This window comes from Flavobacterium sp. NLM, from assembly GCF_002210235.1.
Classification (GTDB): domain Bacteria; phylum Bacteroidota; class Bacteroidia; order Flavobacteriales; family Flavobacteriaceae; genus Flavobacterium; species Flavobacterium panici.
Window position 1 is genome coordinate 45,713 of record NZ_LIAC01000004.1, and the last position, 16,397, is coordinate 62,109.

The window sequence follows — 16,397 nt, forward strand, 5'->3', positions numbered from 1 at the left end:
TTTATAAGGAAAGTAATTTTTGTTTGGCTTGTTGTTGAATGTCCTCAAAAAAAAGAGTGAATTCCTGTTCAAATTCTGTATAAAATTCTTTTAATTCTTCACTGGCGAACTGCATTTTTGAAACATTTCTTGAACGTCTGTCCATCTGGGTTAAAATTTGATGGATTCCTTCGACAGTTCTGTAGCTTAAAAGCCAGTTTCTTTCTATCATATAAGGCATTAAACCTTGGGTTTTTTCGGTTAAAACAGCATAGTTTTCGTGCAGTGAATTGTAAAAACGATTGATGAAGTCTTCTAATTTTTCATCGGAATAATTCGACCAGTTTTTGGCTAAAAAGTGATCGTAAACAATATCTATAATTACTCCGGAATAATGGTGGTATTTTTCGTGAAGACGTCTGGTGCTTTGTCTAAAAATATCGTGAGAGTCTGTGTAAGTGTCTATAAAGCGGTGTAAAAGAATTCCTTTTTGAACATCTTGCGGAAAATGCTCAAACTTTTTTCCGCGAATGCCATCAGCCATAAAATTGCCAATTTTGATTAAATCATTATCACCGGAAAGATATATATGGGCTAAGAAATTCATTTTTTCTAAAGTTGCTAAGGTTCTGAGTTACTCAGTCACTAAGTTATTTTAGTAAATGTATAAAAACTTTTTTAAATCATTTTGTTATAAAATAGTCACTATTTTACTTAAATATTTAAGGTATTAAAAAAACATTAGCATCTTATCATCTAAGAGCCTTGATAATTATGATAAAATAATCAGAGATTTTACTTGAATATTTAAAGTAGAAAAAAAACTTAGCCTTGTAGAACCTCATAAGCTTAGTAACTTTTTTATATTTGTAATAAAATAACCATAACTCACAAAGATGACTTTAATAAAATCGATTTCAGGAATACGAGGAACAATCGGTGGAAAAGTGGGAGATAACCTGACTCCTGTTGACGCTGTAAAATTTGCATCGGCATACGGAACTTTTCTTAAAAATAATACTTCAAAAGAAAAACTAACAGTTGTAATAGGCCGCGATGCTAGAATTTCGGGACCTATGATTCATAATCTTGTTGTAAATACTTTAATAGGTTTAGGAATTAATGTAATTGATTTGGGACTTTCGACAACGCCTACAGTTGAAGTTGCGGTTCCTCTTGAAAAAGCAGATGGAGGAATTATTTTAACGGCATCTCATAATCCAAAACAATGGAATGCTTTGAAATTATTGAATGAAAAAGGAGAATTTTTAAGCGGAGATGATGGTGCTAAAATTCTTGAAATTGCCGAAGCTGAAGCTTTTGATTTCTCTGATGTTGATAATCTTGGAGAAATTACACTGAATGATGCTTATATGGATATTCATATTGATGAAGTATTGAATTTGCCTTTAGTTGATGTTCAGGCTGTAAAAGATGCTAAGTTTAAAGTTGTTGTTGATGGAGTGAATTCTTCTGGCGGAATTATTATTCCAAACTTATTAGAACAAATGGGCGTTGAAGTGGTAAAATTATACTGCGAACCAAATGGACATTTTCCGCATAATCCGGAACCTTTAAAAGAGCATTTAACTGATATTTCTGAATTGGTTGTAAAAGAAAAAGCGCATTTAGGAATTGTTGTTGATCCAGATGTTGATCGTTTGGCTTTTATCAGTGAAGATGGTGAAATGTTTGGTGAAGAATATACATTGGTTGCCTGCGCCGATTATGTTTTGAGTAAAACTCCGGGAAATACAGTTTCGAATATGTCTTCGTCCCGTGCATTGCGTGACGTTACAAATGGACATAACGGAAAATATGAAGCAAGTGCAGTAGGAGAGGTGAATGTTGTGGAATTAATGAAAAAGAATAATGCAATTATTGGCGGTGAAGGTAACGGCGGAATTATTTATCCTGAATTGCATTACGGACGTGACAGTTTGGTGGGAGTTGCTTTATTTTTAACGCATTTAGCAAATAAAAAAATAGCAGTTTCGGCATTGAGAGCTTCATATCCTGAATATTATATGAGTAAAAACAAAATCGAACTGACTCCTCAAATTGATGTTGATGCGATTTTAACGGCTATGACTGGGAAATATAAAAACGAAGATATTTCGACAATTGATGGTGTAAAAATTGATTTTGCTAATGAATGGGTTCATTTAAGAAAATCTAATACAGAACCAATTATTAGAATTTATACAGAAGCGCCTTCGCAAAAAGAAGCTGATACTTTAGCACTTCGTATTATTGATGAAATAAAAGAGATTGCAGGAATTTAATTTTTGCGATACTAAATAAAAAAGCGCCTTTCAAATTTATGAAAGGCGCTTTTTGTATAGTTAAAACTTAGTTCTTTATAATTTTCATTGATTTGTTAATTGAACCATACGAAACGTTTACGATATAAACTCCGGCAGCTAATTTATCGCCAATCTTAATATCTTCGTTTGTAGAATAATCATTAGAAGAGAAACATACACTTCCTTTCATATCTACAATTTTTAGAGATATAGGTTCTGTTGTAAAAGATTTTATATGAAGTGTAGACTCAACTTTAATAGGATTTGGATAAATCGTAAAAGAATCATTATCTGCTTTTGGATCATTTACGCCTAAGTTTCCTGAAGCTACATCAATATAATTAAAATTCATATCATTTGATTTGAACTTAATTTTTAAATAAACCTCACCTTTTGGCAATGTAACTCCGTTTACAACTTTATCTGCATATGTTTGATATCCACCAGTTACAGGAAACGTTTCATCTGTTTTTACTACAAGATCATTAACTAAAATGTCAAATTTCCCCGGAATAGTTGGCGAAGCAACTCTAAACGTTAAGTTATAAGTTCCTGCATTGGCAACATTAAGCATAAATTCGTTCCAGTCACCGTTTTCAATAAAACAAACATTTTGTCCGGTTCCGGAATCTGTTGTGTTTTGTAATCCTGTTCCTTTTCTTCTGTAATGTTGATTGGCTGTAATTCTGCCCGGAACATTTAATTTTTTTTTTGTATAACTAACATTAATATATTCTGTTCCTATTGGTTTTAAAACACCACTTGTTGGGCTCAACAATTGTCCTTCCTGCATATCTGTCCAGTCTGCCGGAACGCGGCCTGTAAACCAAGAATATCTGTAAATATCAGGATCGTTTTCAAAACTGTTTACGATTTGCTTCATAAAAGAAATTTTATCTGCTTCAGACTGAATTACTCTGTTTGCAAATTCAGTTACCCAAACTGGACGGTTGTAGTTTTTTAAAAGTCCGGTTACGCCTATCACGGCGCCAGCAGAACTGTCATAAGTATGAAAAGCAATATAATCGACTTTACAATCAGGGCACAAAAGAAAAAATTGATCGTGCCATGCAGTAGGACTGCTGTAACCGCCATAATTATCAGGCCCATTAAAAGCCGGTGATGCGCTTACGATTTCTAAGTTTTTTGCAGCAGCAACTTTTTCTACGTTTACCCATGCATTTACAGCTTCCTGAGGAGTTAAACGAGCGCCATCATTAAAGTTAGGTTCGTTAAAAGCTAATAAATATTTAGCACCTGGTTTAATTTTATTTATAAAATTTTGTACTTCAGCATCGCTTAATTTTCCCCAAATCATTGGGACATATTCAACTCCAAGTGTTGCATAATTGGCATTAACGTCATTTTCAGGAAGTGATCCCCAATTGTACCACCAGGAAATTCCCGGTTTAAGTGCTAATAAATCAGCCGTTGAATTATTTCCATAAGCAATTCCGCGTTTCGGACTCTGGGCAAATGCTGTAATCGAAACGGTTATTAACAAAAATGTAAAAAGTAACTTTTTAATCATGATTAAAATTTTGGTAAGGTTTTTTATTCGATTTAGTTAACTTCAAATTTATGTGGTTTGTGTAGTTTTTAAGTCAAAAAAAAATATTACAAAAACCCATCAAAATATATTTCAACACCTTTGTAAATCTTATATGCAAGATTTACAGTTTTGACGATAAAAGAAAATCCAAAAAGTAACGACTGCTTTTTGGATTTTCTTTTGTAAATTATTTAGTAACTCTATGTTTCCATCTTTTGTGTGTCCAAAGATAAAATTCAGGAGCTTCAAGAATTTGTTTTTCTACTTCTTTCAGGTATTTCTCTGTAATGTCAAAATTTTTATAATCATGCGGATTATCAGCAATGGTTAAAAAAGTAGCTTCATAATAACCTCTTGAAACCTTTTTTACTTTTACCATTATGACACTTAAATCATATTTTTTTGCCAGCATTTCGGCTCCTGTATGAACAGGAACTTCAATACCCATAAATTTCATAGAATGAAAAATTCTGTCCAGTTTAGGCGATTGATCACTTGCAAGTCCATACATGCTTAGTTTTCCGTCACGCTGATTTTGGGCCATTGTTGGAATCGCCTTTCTTGTTTCAACTAATTCGGTATTGTATTTGGAACGAATTTTTCTAATCAATTTATCAAAATAAGGATTGGCAATTTTTTTATATACTGCAATTCCCTGAAAACCCAGTTTTGGATTAATGGTTAAAAGCCATTCGTAACTTGCATAATGTGAAGCAACAAGAATTACACTTTTACCTCGTCTTGCATAATCCTGAACTAATTCAATATTAGTAACATGGAATCGCTTTTCCATTTCTTCGGGTGTAATGCTCAATGTTTTTACCATCTCTAAAAACATATCACACATATGGTGATAAAATTTTTTCTCAATGACTTTTCTTTCAGCTTTGCTTAAATGAGGAAAAGTAAGTGCCAGGTTTTCGCGTACTACACTTTTACGATATCTAATAACTCTGTAAACTAAAAAGTATACAAAATCTGAAAACAAATAAAATAAGCGAAATGGGAGTATAGAGATTAGCCAAAGTAAAGGGAAGGCTATTATATAAACAATAAATTGCATCTAAAATTTTTTTCTACAAATATAATGTAAAAATGAATAAGCTCGATATTTTGGATTCTCATCAACTTATGTTTGATATTGTTTATCTTTACCCTTCACATTAAATATTATTTATGAATACCATTTTAATTGGAATTATAGTGGCCAATGTACTGATTAGTTATAAAGGTTTTAACGATCTTTATTTTTTTAGAAAATACGAATTTCATGTTGGGAGTATACGTGCAGGAGAACAAATCAGAATGCTTTCGTCTGGTTTTCTGCATGTAGATATTATACATTTGGTTTTTAATATGTATACACTTTGGATGTTTGCACCGGTGGTTATAGACTGGATGGGAACTTTTTCTTTTGTTCTGGTTTATTTTGGAAGTTTAATTTTTGGAAGTCTTCTTACCATGATCTTTCATAAAAATGATTACAGCTATCGTGCTGTTGGAGCTTCAGGAGCCGTGACCGGGGTTTTATACTCTTCAATTTTACTTCATCCTGATATGACACTTGGAATTTTTGGTATAATTCCAATTCCCGCTTATCTTTTCGGAATTTTATATTTATTATATTCTATTTACGGAATGAAAGCAAAAAATGATAATATTGGACATACAGCCCATTTTGGAGGCGCAATTGGCGGATACTTAATTACTTTGATAAAAGAACCTTCATTAGTTTATGATAATACTTTCATCGTTGTTTTACTTTTAGTCCCAATTTTGATTCTTTTCGTCATGGCGAAATTGGGAAAATTATAATGCTGGCATAACTTTTGAAATGCTTTAATCAATAACTTAAAATATCACAGAAATGAGAAAACTAGTATTATTTTTAACAATCATGTTTATGACTATGTCTTACGGCCAGGAAACCAAACAAATTCCTCAAATTAATGTAAATGGGGAAGGAAAAGTAAAAGTAGCACCTGATCAGGTTTGTATTTCAGCTACGGTTGAAACAAAAGGGAATAATGCTAAAGATGTCAAAAAGCAAAATGACGAAAAAATTGACGCGGTTTTAAAATTCATCAAAAAAATGAATCTTCCTGCAGCAGATTTCAAAACAAAGCAAGTAGCACTTAATCCGCAATACGATTACGAGAAAAAGAAAACAAGCTACAATGCGACACAAACTGTAGAAATCGTTTTAAAAGATTTATCTAAATATGATGAATTGATGGAAGGTTTGGTTCAGCAAGGAATTAACCGTATTGACAGAGTTTCTTTTGAATCTTCTAAATTAACATCATTACAGTCTGAAGCCAGAAAATTAGCTATGAAAGATGCTAAAGCAAAAGCAGAAGACTACGTTTCAGTTTTAGGTCAAAAAGTAGGTAAAGCTTATGTTATTTCAGATAACTCACAAATTTATCACCCACAGCCAATGTATGCGGCTATGAAGTCAATGGCTGCTGATAATGCAGGAGCTGAAAACGAAACATTAGCAGTTGGTGAAATCGAAATTACAGCAAATGTTAGTGTAAGTTTTATTTTGGACTAAATAGTTTAAATTCCAAATAATAAAAATTCCAAATTCCAATTTTACGATTGGGATTTGGATTTTTTTTGATCAATGATGATTAATCTTTCTAACTTTGATAAAGTCAAAATATACTGAAAATGCTAAAAGAAGATTGTAATAATATGCTGGAACAGTTTTGTAATCATTTAGATCTTTTTCATGAAATTTCTTTAGAAGATAAAAATAGTATTGCGCAATATTTAGAATATAGAACTGTAAAAGAAGGTGAAATTTTAATTGAAGAAAATAAAATTGCAAACGAAATCTTTTTTGTCTGTAATGGCGTATTGAAAATTGCAAGCGTTAGTGATAAAGGAAATGATGTTATCCATTTCTTTTTCGGTGAAAATCATTTTTGCACTATTTTGAAAAGTTTTACTGAAAATATAGTTTCTCAAGATATTGTTCAGGCGGCTTGTGACTCAGAAATAATTGTTTTGGAAAGAAGTAAATTAGAGTCTTTAATTAAAGATTTACCTTATTTTAAACCAATGCTCGATACTATTTTTCAACAAGCGCTGCTTAATAAAGTAGAATTGCGCAATTTTTATCTTGGTACAGATGCAACATCGCGTTATCAAAAATTTATAGAGCGACAACCTAATATTGCCTCCAGAGTATCCCAAACTGATATCGCCTCATATCTTGGCATTGCCAAACAATCCTTAAGCAGAATTAAAAAGAATGCATTCTAAATTCCTTTTTAACATTTGTTAAATCCATTCCGTAAGTGACTTTCTACTTTTGTTCGACTAAAAAATAGTGAATAATAGTAAACAAGAAACAATGGAAAATCTAAAAGGTAAAAAAGTAGTTATAATAGGAGGAAGTGCCGGAATTGGTTTGGCTACAGCAAAATCAATCGTACAAAAAGGAGCAAATGTAATAATTGCGTCCAGTAATCAACAGCGTATAGACAAAGCTTTGCAGGAAATAAAAGGTCAAGCATCTGGGCAAGTTATTGATGTGACTGATGAATTGCAACTCAAAAGTTTTTTTGAAAAAATTGGCCCGTTTGATCATTTGATTTTTACTGCGGGTGAAAATATTATGCTTTCAAATGTGGAAGATACTGCTTTAGAAACAGCTAAAAATTATTTTAATATTCGTTATTGGGGCGCTTTTACAGCCGTAAAATATGCAGCGCCATTTATCAATTCTACAGGTTCAATTGTACTAACCAGCGGAATTGCAAGCAACAGACCTAATAAAGGCTGGGCATTGGGTGCCAGTATTTGTGCAGCTATGGAAGGTTTTTCAAGAGCATTAGCAATGGAATTAGCACCAATAAGAGTTAATATTGTTTCGCCTGGAGTAGTAAAAACAGAACTTTGGGGCGGTATGTCTGAAAATGAAAGAAATGAAATGTATACCAATATTGGAAACGCTTTGCCTGTAAAAAGAGTAGGCGAGGCCGAAGATATTGCTAAAACATTTGTCTATTTATTGGAGCAGGAATATGGCACAGGACAGACTTTAATTATTGACGGCGGAACTTCATTAGTATAAATTCAATCAAAATCAATTATAAGATAAAGGAGCCAATGAATATTTTCAAAGGCTCCTTTACCAATATTTGTGCATCCACTTTCAGCTTTGCATTAAAAAAGTTTCAGGTTCAGAATCATCTTCATTGTCTAGTTCTTCCCAGTCATTTTCATCATATTCAGATTCCATATCATCATCAAGGAATTCATCTTCAAGATCATCCAGTTCAAGATTGAAATGCTTATGCGATGTTAATGTGTTCGAAAGATTTCCTTGCAGATAATCATCATAATTTAAAAGTAGCTGCTCTTCGTAAGAAGTCATGTCGCCTGTAGATTCTTCTGGTATATAATAGTAATCGTCAAAAATCATAATATAGAGGTTTAAATTTATAGTTTAAGCTTTATCTAACTTTTCAATTAGCATAACTTAAAATTAAATTTTTTTACGGCTATTTATTTTATACAATTTTGAGAATGAGTTACTAAATTCTCATCTTACGATTTGTAAATTAATCTATTACTCTTTCCATGGAGAATGCAAAATACAGTCGCAAAAGTTTTTGCGATGAAAATTCGGAATCATGTAAGCACAGACATCGGCTTTTATGTTTCCAAACGTAGTTTCTGTTTTGTGTTCAAATCCGCTAAAAAAAGTTGGAATAATTTTATTCTTAAAATCATCACGTGGGAAAGCGTCCAGAATTTCAATTCTGTTTTGATCGCTTAAATGTTCATATCCTTCTCCCATAACATCCAAGCCAACTCCAGAATACATAAGCGCAACTTCTGGTTCTTTATGTTCTGCAATACCAATTGTGGTATGCAGTGCGATGGTATCCCAAACCAATTGCAATGACTCTTTTGGTAAATTATGGCTTTTGAGGAAATCTCTCGCTGCATTGGCACTGTCTACTTCAAAACGTAAATCTGTACTGCTGTAGTGTTTTGTTAAACCCAAATCGTGAAAAACGGAAGCCACATACAATAATTCTTCATCATATTTAAGTTTTCTTCTTTTTCCGTTTAAAGAAGAAAACAGAAATACACGCAGCGAATGATTGTAGATAAATTCTGTGCCGTGTTCTAATAAAAGTTCTGTAGCCTGCTGTGCAATAGAACTATCCGGAATAATTATTCCTGCAACTGTTTTTAGTTTGTTTACTGACATGATAATTTGTTTTTTTCAAAGGTATCGTGAGAAACTTGTTTGAGGAATGTCAAATTACGTCAAGCGCATGTCAAAAATTACAGGATTATTATTAAGTATTTAATTTCCGATATTTAAAAAAAGTAATCTGTATTCATGAGGAGAAACCTGAGCATTCTTTTTAAAGAAATGACTGAATTGCTCTGCAGTAGTAAAATTGAGCTGAAAAGCAATTTCTTTTACTGGGTTAGAACTAAATTGCAGTGCTCTTTTGGCTTCGGCAATAATTTGTCCGTTTATTAATTCTTTTGCGCCTCTGTTGCTGCAGCGTTTGCATAAATCTGTTAGCTTTCGTGCCGAAATTCCTAAAAGATCTGCATAATCTGCGACTTCTCTGGAAGTTTTATAGTTTTTGCTGATTAATTCTAAAAACTGTGTATAGGTTTGATTTTCGTAATTGTCAAAGCCTTTTAAAAGGGAATGATTAATGTTTGCAATCTTAATCATTATAATTTTTAGATACGCAGCCAAAGCATCTAATTGATTGATGTATTCCTCTTTTTGGTATTCATACCATAAAGATTTAAAAATTGAAATAAGTTCAATATTGTCCTGATGATTTAACGGAATGGTTTGATTGGCAGAAGCATTATTAAACAAAACAGCTTTACAGTTGTTGGCGCTGGAAGGCGTTCTTTCCCAAAAACAATCGCCAAAACTAAGTTCGTATCCAGTAAATTTTGTTTCAGCATTAAAACTTATAAATTGTCCTTTTGCGATTAAAAATAGTTGTGAAGATGAAATTTGAAAAATCTGGTCGTCAATAATTATTTCTCCAATTCCTGATTCAATTAGTAAAATTCGGTTATAAACAAGTCTGTACGTTGATTTTTGCTCGTATTTCTTGTCTTCAAGAAAGTGTATCGAGAATGAATTTTTAATCTCTTCTTCTACAACCAAATTTGATATAGAAAGCATAATTTTTGACAGAATTGTTTATGAAATTGATAACAAAGGTAGTTAGAATTTTTTTGAACAATGGTATTTGAATTGTATCAAATGTAAAGATTAAAATAAGGTTCTATGGAAATTTTCATAATAAATATCAATTAACAATTCGGCACCATTTGCAGACGCTAAATCAGTTAAACTTATTTCACAAAGTGAATCTATTCTGCACATTTGATCTTTAGTTGATTTTACCTTGCCCGCAGTTTTATCAAAAATGGCAATGTTTTCAATAGCATTTTTTATTATGGTAATCAATTGCTTAAAATCCTCCGGAGATAATTTACTTTCTTTTACATAATTTTCTAATCGGGCACCTTCTCTGTAATGAGGATAATTTTCTAAACCCATAAAAGTCAGCATCCAGACTTTATTATAATTCCATATGGTTTTAATAATTCCTATATAATCCGCTATAAGTTCATCATGCAGGTTATTGGTGGCTTGTCCGTATTTTTTGAGCGTATATAAATGCGTTAATTCATGTTCTTTTCGAATAGAAATTGAATATGATATCCATAGATCTTCTTCTAAACCTAATTGACTTGCCGGTACATTGCTGTAAGGTTTTGTACTTAAAATGATCAATTTATCTTTATACAAAGATTTGTTGGGCATAATGTTGTTTGTAAACTCGGTATTCCAGTCTCCAAAAGGATTATTTTGCAGCCAGTTTTTTTTAATGATATTAAACCTTTTTGAGTTATTAAGACCATTTAACAACACAGCTCCCATTGATGCAGGAATGGGTAAGGGATTGTTTTTATGGATTATGGACTGCAGTATTTTTACAAAATCTTCTTTATTAGGGATGGTTAAAATCGGGATTTTGCCTGCAATACTTTGGTGAAGTTCTAAACTGATATTTTTTGTGTCTTCTAATTTTATGTAAGAAGTTAATTTTATATCGTTTGTTGTTCCTTTTAAAAGCATGTTGTTATACAATTCGGCTTTATCAATTTCTTTATCAATTAGAAAATTTAATGACGGATAACATTCTTTTAGTGCATTAAAAATGTCCTTTCCATTTGAAAAATCCATTAAAAAATCTTCCCAGAATTGAATTTCCGGGCCTTCGGTAAAAGTAGAAACGCTGCAGTCATCATTTAAAGGAAACTTATTAAAAAGATAGGCTTTAAGTTTGTCTGATAAATCAATTGATGCAGCCTGATCAATTGGTTCGGGGAGGAATGAATTATTCATGATCATTACGAAATTTGGCGTTTAGCCAGTTGTGTAAATATGCCATCTTGCTGCATTAACTCTTCATAAGTGCCACATTCTTTGATTTCTCCCTGATCCAGAACATAAATGCGATCTGCGTTTTTAATGGTACTTAATCTATGTGCGATCACAATACGTGTAGCCTGAAGTTTGTCTAAACTTTCGGCTACAATATTTTGGGTTCTGTTATCAAGTGCACTTGTGGCTTCATCCATAAACAATAATCTTGGTTTATGTACAATGGCTCTTGCAATCATAAGTCGTTGTCTTTGTCCGCCGGAAAATGTTCCAGCGCCTTCGCTAACAAGAGTATGCATTTCCATTGGCATATTTTTGATATCTTCTTCCATTCCTGCCATACGTGCTGCATCCCATGCATCATCTAAGGTCAATTCTGAATTCCCGACAATATTTTGATAAATGCTTCCGGCCATAAGTGCTCCATTTTGCAATACAACACCAATTTGTCTTCGTACAAGCTCTTTGTTCATGGTGTCAAAAGTATTTCCATCATAATATATAGAGCCCATTTCAGCATGTTCGAATCCTAAAAGAAGTCTCATAATAGTTGATTTTCCGGAACCCGAAGGTCCAACAAAAGCAACCATTTCGCCCGGCTTAATTTTGAAGGTAATATTTTTTAAAATCAGAGGTTGATTTTCGTTGTATCTAAACGAAACAGAATTCATTTCGATATCGCCAGCCAATTCGCCCGGATCAATACTCTGATCCATAGATTCTGCTTCTTCTTCTAAAATTGGTTTTACCCTTTCATAAAGCGGAATAACATTTAAAGAGGTTATAAAAGCCATACTTAACCTTAAACTATCGCCCAAAAATTTATTAAAAGCGGTAATAAATGCCATAAAGGAACCTACAGAGATCATGTTTGCTCCCGGAACAGCAGGATTAAGGACGCTGTAATAGATAAAAGAGAAAAAGAAAATACTGGTAAACAGGGGATAGGAGCTATTGAAGATTTCGACAAAATTTTGATAACTACCTGAACTAAATCCTAATTGTTTTAGTTTTGAAAATTTCTCTGCCCATAATGTAAAAACTCTTCGTTCTCCGCCTGTTATTCTTATTTTGCTTATACCGGATAAAAATTCAAAAAGAAAGCCCTGAATTTCTCCCTGATATTTAGAAACTTCTCGGTCGTATTTTAATTTTAAACAACCCATAGTTATCATAAAAACAACAGCGATTACAGCTAATGCAACGCCAATCCAGGCCAAACTAGAGTCGTAATAAAAAAGAAGTATCAGATTTACAAAAGAGAAGGCTCCACTTAATACAGCCGTCATTAAGGTGCTTGAAAGTATTTGTCGTATCGAATTGATACTTAAAACCCTATTGGTAAGATCTCCTGCGGTATATTTTTTATAAAAAGTTACCGGAAGTCTCAATATATAATCCATTACACCTGCCTGCAGGTTAATACTGGATTTTGATTCTACTCGCATTTGCAATACGCCTTGTGCAAGCTGAAGTCCTGCTGTTACCAAAGCGATTATGATCATTATACTAAATATTTCTAAATGTATAGATCTGTCTGCGGTAGGAATAACATCATCAAAAATAACTCCTGACAAAATAGGGACTAATAGTCCAATTAAGCTTCCTGCTAATGAAGCCAGAATTAATAGTTTGGCATCTTTTTTAACGCCATTCATGGCAAAATTTAATACTTTTTTCATGGAATCCATCTTGACATCGAATCCAGAAAAAAACATATAACCAATTGGTTCTAAAGACGCTGCTATTTCGTGGTTCACAATTGACTCAGAACCGTCGGATAAATTTTTTATTAAATAAGAACTGGATGTTTTTTGTATAAGTGCAACGGGTTCGTTTTTTTGTTTGGTAAAGGCAAGTAAATGTCCGTTTTCTTCTTTCCACCAGGCATCTCTTAAAATAATTTTGCGGACTCTTATTTTAGAACTTTTTGCTATCGCATACAGCAGGTTTTTTGCGCTGGTTTCGTTTGCATCAATATGTTTGGGTTCTTCAAATTTAAATTGGCTGTGATCTGCAATAACCTGACAGGTTGAATAAAGTACACTTTGCTTATTTAATTTTGAAGCTGTTACATGCGGTACACTTTTTTTACTGCCTGTTACAATAGATTTTATTTTTTCGAGTGTGTTTTTTAACTCATCTTCTTCGCTGACTAGTTTAGCTTTAAAATGTTCATTTTCAAAAACACTATTATTTTCTATTGTTTTGCCAAGCTGGGTATAAAAATAAGATTGTATTTTTTCTAAAGAAATCAAAAGATTAACTTCTTCCTCAATAACTTCTCTGGTGCTTAATATTTTAATTTCTGTTTGATCGGATAAGGATTTTATCCATAATTTATTTGATACCGGAATTGGAAAATTAGAGGCATCATCAAAATTAACAATGATATCAGATGAAAAAACAGAAAGACTTCCGCCGTTTAAACTTACCCAGTTTATGCCGTGCGAAGGATATGCAACGGTATTTTCTTTTAAATTTATGGTATTAAAATCATCAAGTGCGATATAAACTCTTGGTGCGTTTTGAAAATTTAATTCAGAAGATGTTTTGGATATCCATTTATTGATCAGATTTTTCAAAAAGAAAGGGTCAATATTCAAAAGGTCACTTTTTTGAATTGCCAGTAATTTAGCTTCATTCGAATAAACGATTAATCTAATTTTTTGAGTGCAATGCTGAGGTAATAAACTAAATAGTAATTCGCCTTGTTTTGCAGAATACAAAAACTTTAAGGGACATAAATATGCTCCGTCTTCATCAATTTTAGTATGAAACACATTTACTTCTCCCGAAATAACCATCCAGAAACTATCTGTACTGTTTAGAATCAATGGATTTTCAACGCCTATATGTATTTTCTCTTTTACTGACATGGTATTAAATTTATTTTGATTCGATCAAATGTGCATAAACCCCATTTTGTTTTAGCAATTCCTGATGAGAACCACGTTCTACTATTTTTCCCAGTTCCATTACTATTATTTCGTCGCAATCAATAATAGTGCTTAACCTGTGCGCTACAATCAGGCAGGTACAGCCCCTTTTCTTGATATTATCCATTACCGTTTTTTCAGTAGTTGGATCAAGGGCACTGGTCGCTTCATCCATAACTAAAATAGTCGGGTTACCAGATAAGGCTCTTGCAATTTCAATACGCTGGCGCTGTCCGCCGCTAAAATTGGTTCCGCCTTCCATTACATGACTATCATAACCGTCGCTTCTGGCCGAAATAACATCGTGAATCGCCGCATCTCTTGCAGAATTTATAATGTGTTTTTCTGAAATCATAGAATCCCAAAAAGAGATATTTTCTTTAATTGTTCCATTAAATACAATAACATCCTGATCTACTACGGCTAATGAACTTGTAATGATATTTCTTGCAATGGTTTCTCTGTTTTTTCCATCTAATAAAACTTCACCCTTCCACGGATCATAAAGTCCCGAAGCAATTTTGGCTACTGTTGATTTTCCACTTCCTGAACCTCCTACTAAGGCAACTCTGCTTCCGGGTTTTAATTTTAAATTGAAATTTTCTATTAATGCCGGCATTGTAGTGTTATAACCAAATGTGACATCTTTCATTTCAAAATACCCAATGAGTTTGTTTTTAGGGACTTCGTTATGATCTGGCTGTGAGTTTTGGCTGGATTCTTTTTCTCTAAACTGATTGTCAATTTCATAATTCAATACATCATCAATTCGACTCATATCACTTTCTGTTTCGTGCAGCGTGTTACCTACAGTTACCAATTGATTAACGGGTGTAATAAAATTGTTCATCAAATAAGTAAAGGCTACTAATGCTCCCAGTGTCATTTCGCCGTCCATAATTCGTAAAGCCCCAATTCCCAGAATTAAGAAATTTGTTAATGAGGTGATTAAATTTGGAAGAACATTTAATCGAATAGTTAACCAGCCCAGTTCTTGCTGTGCATTCATCACTTTGGCCAAATATCCTATCCAGTTGGTAAAAAAATCATTTTCTCTTCCGGATGCTTTTAAGGTTTCAATCATGCTGATTCCGGAAGTAGTTGTACCTAGCAATTTTCCGGTTTCATTACTCAATCTGCGGCTTCCGTCTTTTCTGGCCGTAGCGACACATTTTAAGATGATGATATTTAATGCCGCCATAAAAATCCCGATTAAGGTCAGCGTAACATCATAAGAAAACATCAGGATTGCATAAAAAATAACCACTATAACATTTAAGGCTGCGTTGGCTAAATCGCCGCTTAATAATTTGGCAACTTTATCGTTTAAGGAAACCCTGTTACCAACTTCTCCGCTATAACGCTGTGTGAAAAAAGCAATTGGTAAATGAAAAACGTGCCATAAAAATTTACTGGAAGTAACTAAGGCTAACTTTGTTTCGAGCTTGAGTAAAAAGTATTGCTGAAGATATACTAATACTGAATTAATAATTAAGATTCCGCCCATTATCAACAATAAAGGCATTACAAAACCAGAAAAATTGTTGACTAAATATTTATCTATAAAAACGGTAAGAAACGAAGGAATTATTAAACCCGGAATTACTAAAAATAAACTGGCAATAATGATATAAGTAATGCTTAACCTGGAACTGGCTACTCTTGAAAGCAAAGATCCTATAAGTCCTTTTTTCTCATTTCCTTTTTCAAAACTTTCGTTAGTATCAAAAGTGAGTACAACTCCGGTATAAGCATCATCAAATTCCTGATGGCTTACAGAATATCTTCCTTGTGCGGGATCGCTCAAGTATACCTTTTTTTTGGTAAAACCTTCGAGCACTAAGAAATGATTAAAATTCCAAAAAATAATGGCAGGCGTTTTAATCTGCATTAGCTTTTCAATAGATTTGGCATATCCTTTTGCATCTAATCCAAACTCTTTAGCGGCCTTTATGATATTAGTTGCTTTAAGCCCATCTCTGGAAACACCGCAAGCTATTCTTAATTTTTCTAAAGGAACGAATTTACCAAAATGACCTAAAATAATACTTAAAGCTGCCGCGCCACATTCAACGCTTTCCATCTGTAATACAGTTGGAACCTTAACTGGCCGGGCTTGTTTTTCTATAACAAAATTTGCAATATCTCCCATTTGT

Annotated in this window: 14 protein-coding genes; 5 read left to right on the forward strand and 9 right to left on the reverse strand. The window is 33.0% G+C overall.

Features of this window, described 5'->3' with window-relative positions; all coding sequences use genetic code 11:
- Window position 1 precedes the first annotated feature (1 nt).
- On the reverse strand, window positions 2–586 hold the full coding sequence (locus tag APR43_RS05610; RefSeq protein ID WP_053470680.1) for an ACP phosphodiesterase: 585 nt from the start codon (window positions 584–586) through the stop codon (window positions 2–4).
- 289 nt (window positions 587–875) lie between these two features.
- On the opposite strand from APR43_RS05610, the gene glmM reads away from it, so the two are divergent.
- Entirely contained in the window at window positions 876–2,264 is a 1,389-nt protein-coding gene (gene glmM, locus APR43_RS05615; protein WP_053470681.1) for a phosphoglucosamine mutase, read from the forward strand.
- A 67-nt stretch (window positions 2,265–2,331) separates the two neighbouring features.
- Here glmM and APR43_RS05620 read toward each other — a convergent pair whose 3' ends face one another.
- On the reverse strand, window positions 2,332–3,816 hold the full coding sequence (locus APR43_RS05620) for a glycosyl hydrolase (protein WP_053470682.1): 1,485 nt from the start codon (window positions 3,814–3,816) through the stop codon (window positions 2,332–2,334).
- A 208-nt stretch (window positions 3,817–4,024) separates the two neighbouring features.
- Window positions 4,025–4,900 (reverse strand): lysophospholipid acyltransferase family protein, encoded by an 876-nt coding sequence (locus APR43_RS05625; protein WP_053470683.1) that lies wholly within the window; start codon window positions 4,898–4,900, stop codon window positions 4,025–4,027.
- Between the two features lie 113 nt (window positions 4,901–5,013).
- Between APR43_RS05625 and APR43_RS05630 the strand changes: the two genes are divergently transcribed.
- The 4 genes from APR43_RS05630 to APR43_RS05645 all read left to right on the forward strand — a co-directional run bounded on the left by APR43_RS05630 (window position 5,014) and on the right by APR43_RS05645 (window position 7,924).
- Window positions 5,014–5,652 carry a rhomboid family intramembrane serine protease gene (locus APR43_RS05630; protein ID WP_053470684.1) on the forward strand — a complete coding sequence of 213 codons (639 nt, stop codon included), beginning with the start codon at window positions 5,014–5,016 and terminating at the stop codon, window positions 5,650–5,652.
- A 52-nt stretch (window positions 5,653–5,704) separates the two neighbouring features.
- Entirely contained in the window at window positions 5,705–6,394 is a 690-nt protein-coding gene (locus tag APR43_RS05635) for an SIMPL domain-containing protein (RefSeq protein ID WP_053470685.1), read from the forward strand.
- Between the two features lie 119 nt (window positions 6,395–6,513).
- Window positions 6,514–7,110, forward strand: a complete 597-nt coding sequence (locus APR43_RS05640) for a Crp/Fnr family transcriptional regulator (RefSeq protein ID WP_053470686.1) — start codon at window positions 6,514–6,516, stop codon at window positions 7,108–7,110.
- 91 nt (window positions 7,111–7,201) lie between these two features.
- Window positions 7,202–7,924, forward strand: coding sequence for an SDR family oxidoreductase (locus APR43_RS05645; protein ID WP_053470931.1), 723 nt, complete (start codon window positions 7,202–7,204; stop codon window positions 7,922–7,924).
- A gap of 81 nt (window positions 7,925–8,005) precedes the next feature.
- On the opposite strand, the gene APR43_RS05650 is transcribed toward APR43_RS05645, so the two are convergent.
- The 6 genes from APR43_RS05650 to APR43_RS05675 all read right to left on the reverse strand — a co-directional run bounded on the left by APR43_RS05650 (window position 8,006) and on the right by APR43_RS05675 (window position 16,393).
- A complete protein-coding gene (locus APR43_RS05650) occupies window positions 8,006–8,275 on the reverse strand; it encodes a hypothetical protein (protein WP_053470687.1) in 270 nt (89 codons plus the stop codon).
- 147 nt (window positions 8,276–8,422) lie between these two features.
- Window positions 8,423–9,073: an HD domain-containing protein gene (locus APR43_RS05655; RefSeq protein ID WP_053470688.1), complete on the reverse strand. Its 651-nt coding sequence runs from the start codon at window positions 9,071–9,073 to the stop codon at window positions 8,423–8,425.
- A 99-nt stretch (window positions 9,074–9,172) separates the two neighbouring features.
- A complete protein-coding gene (locus APR43_RS05660; protein ID WP_053470689.1) occupies window positions 9,173–10,030 on the reverse strand; it encodes a helix-turn-helix domain-containing protein in 858 nt (285 codons plus the stop codon).
- 90 nt (window positions 10,031–10,120) lie between these two features.
- A complete protein-coding gene (locus APR43_RS05665; RefSeq protein WP_123924581.1) occupies window positions 10,121–11,263 on the reverse strand; it encodes a DUF7005 family protein in 1,143 nt (380 codons plus the stop codon).
- A gap of 5 nt (window positions 11,264–11,268) precedes the next feature.
- Window positions 11,269–14,181, reverse strand: coding sequence for an NHLP bacteriocin export ABC transporter permease/ATPase subunit (locus APR43_RS05670; protein ID WP_053470691.1), 2,913 nt, complete (start codon window positions 14,179–14,181; stop codon window positions 11,269–11,271).
- A 10-nt stretch (window positions 14,182–14,191) separates the two neighbouring features.
- Window positions 14,192–16,393 carry an NHLP family bacteriocin export ABC transporter peptidase/permease/ATPase subunit gene (locus tag APR43_RS05675; RefSeq protein ID WP_053470692.1) on the reverse strand — a complete coding sequence of 734 codons (2,202 nt, stop codon included), beginning with the start codon at window positions 16,391–16,393 and terminating at the stop codon, window positions 14,192–14,194.
- Window positions 16,394–16,397: the final 4 nt, after the last annotated feature.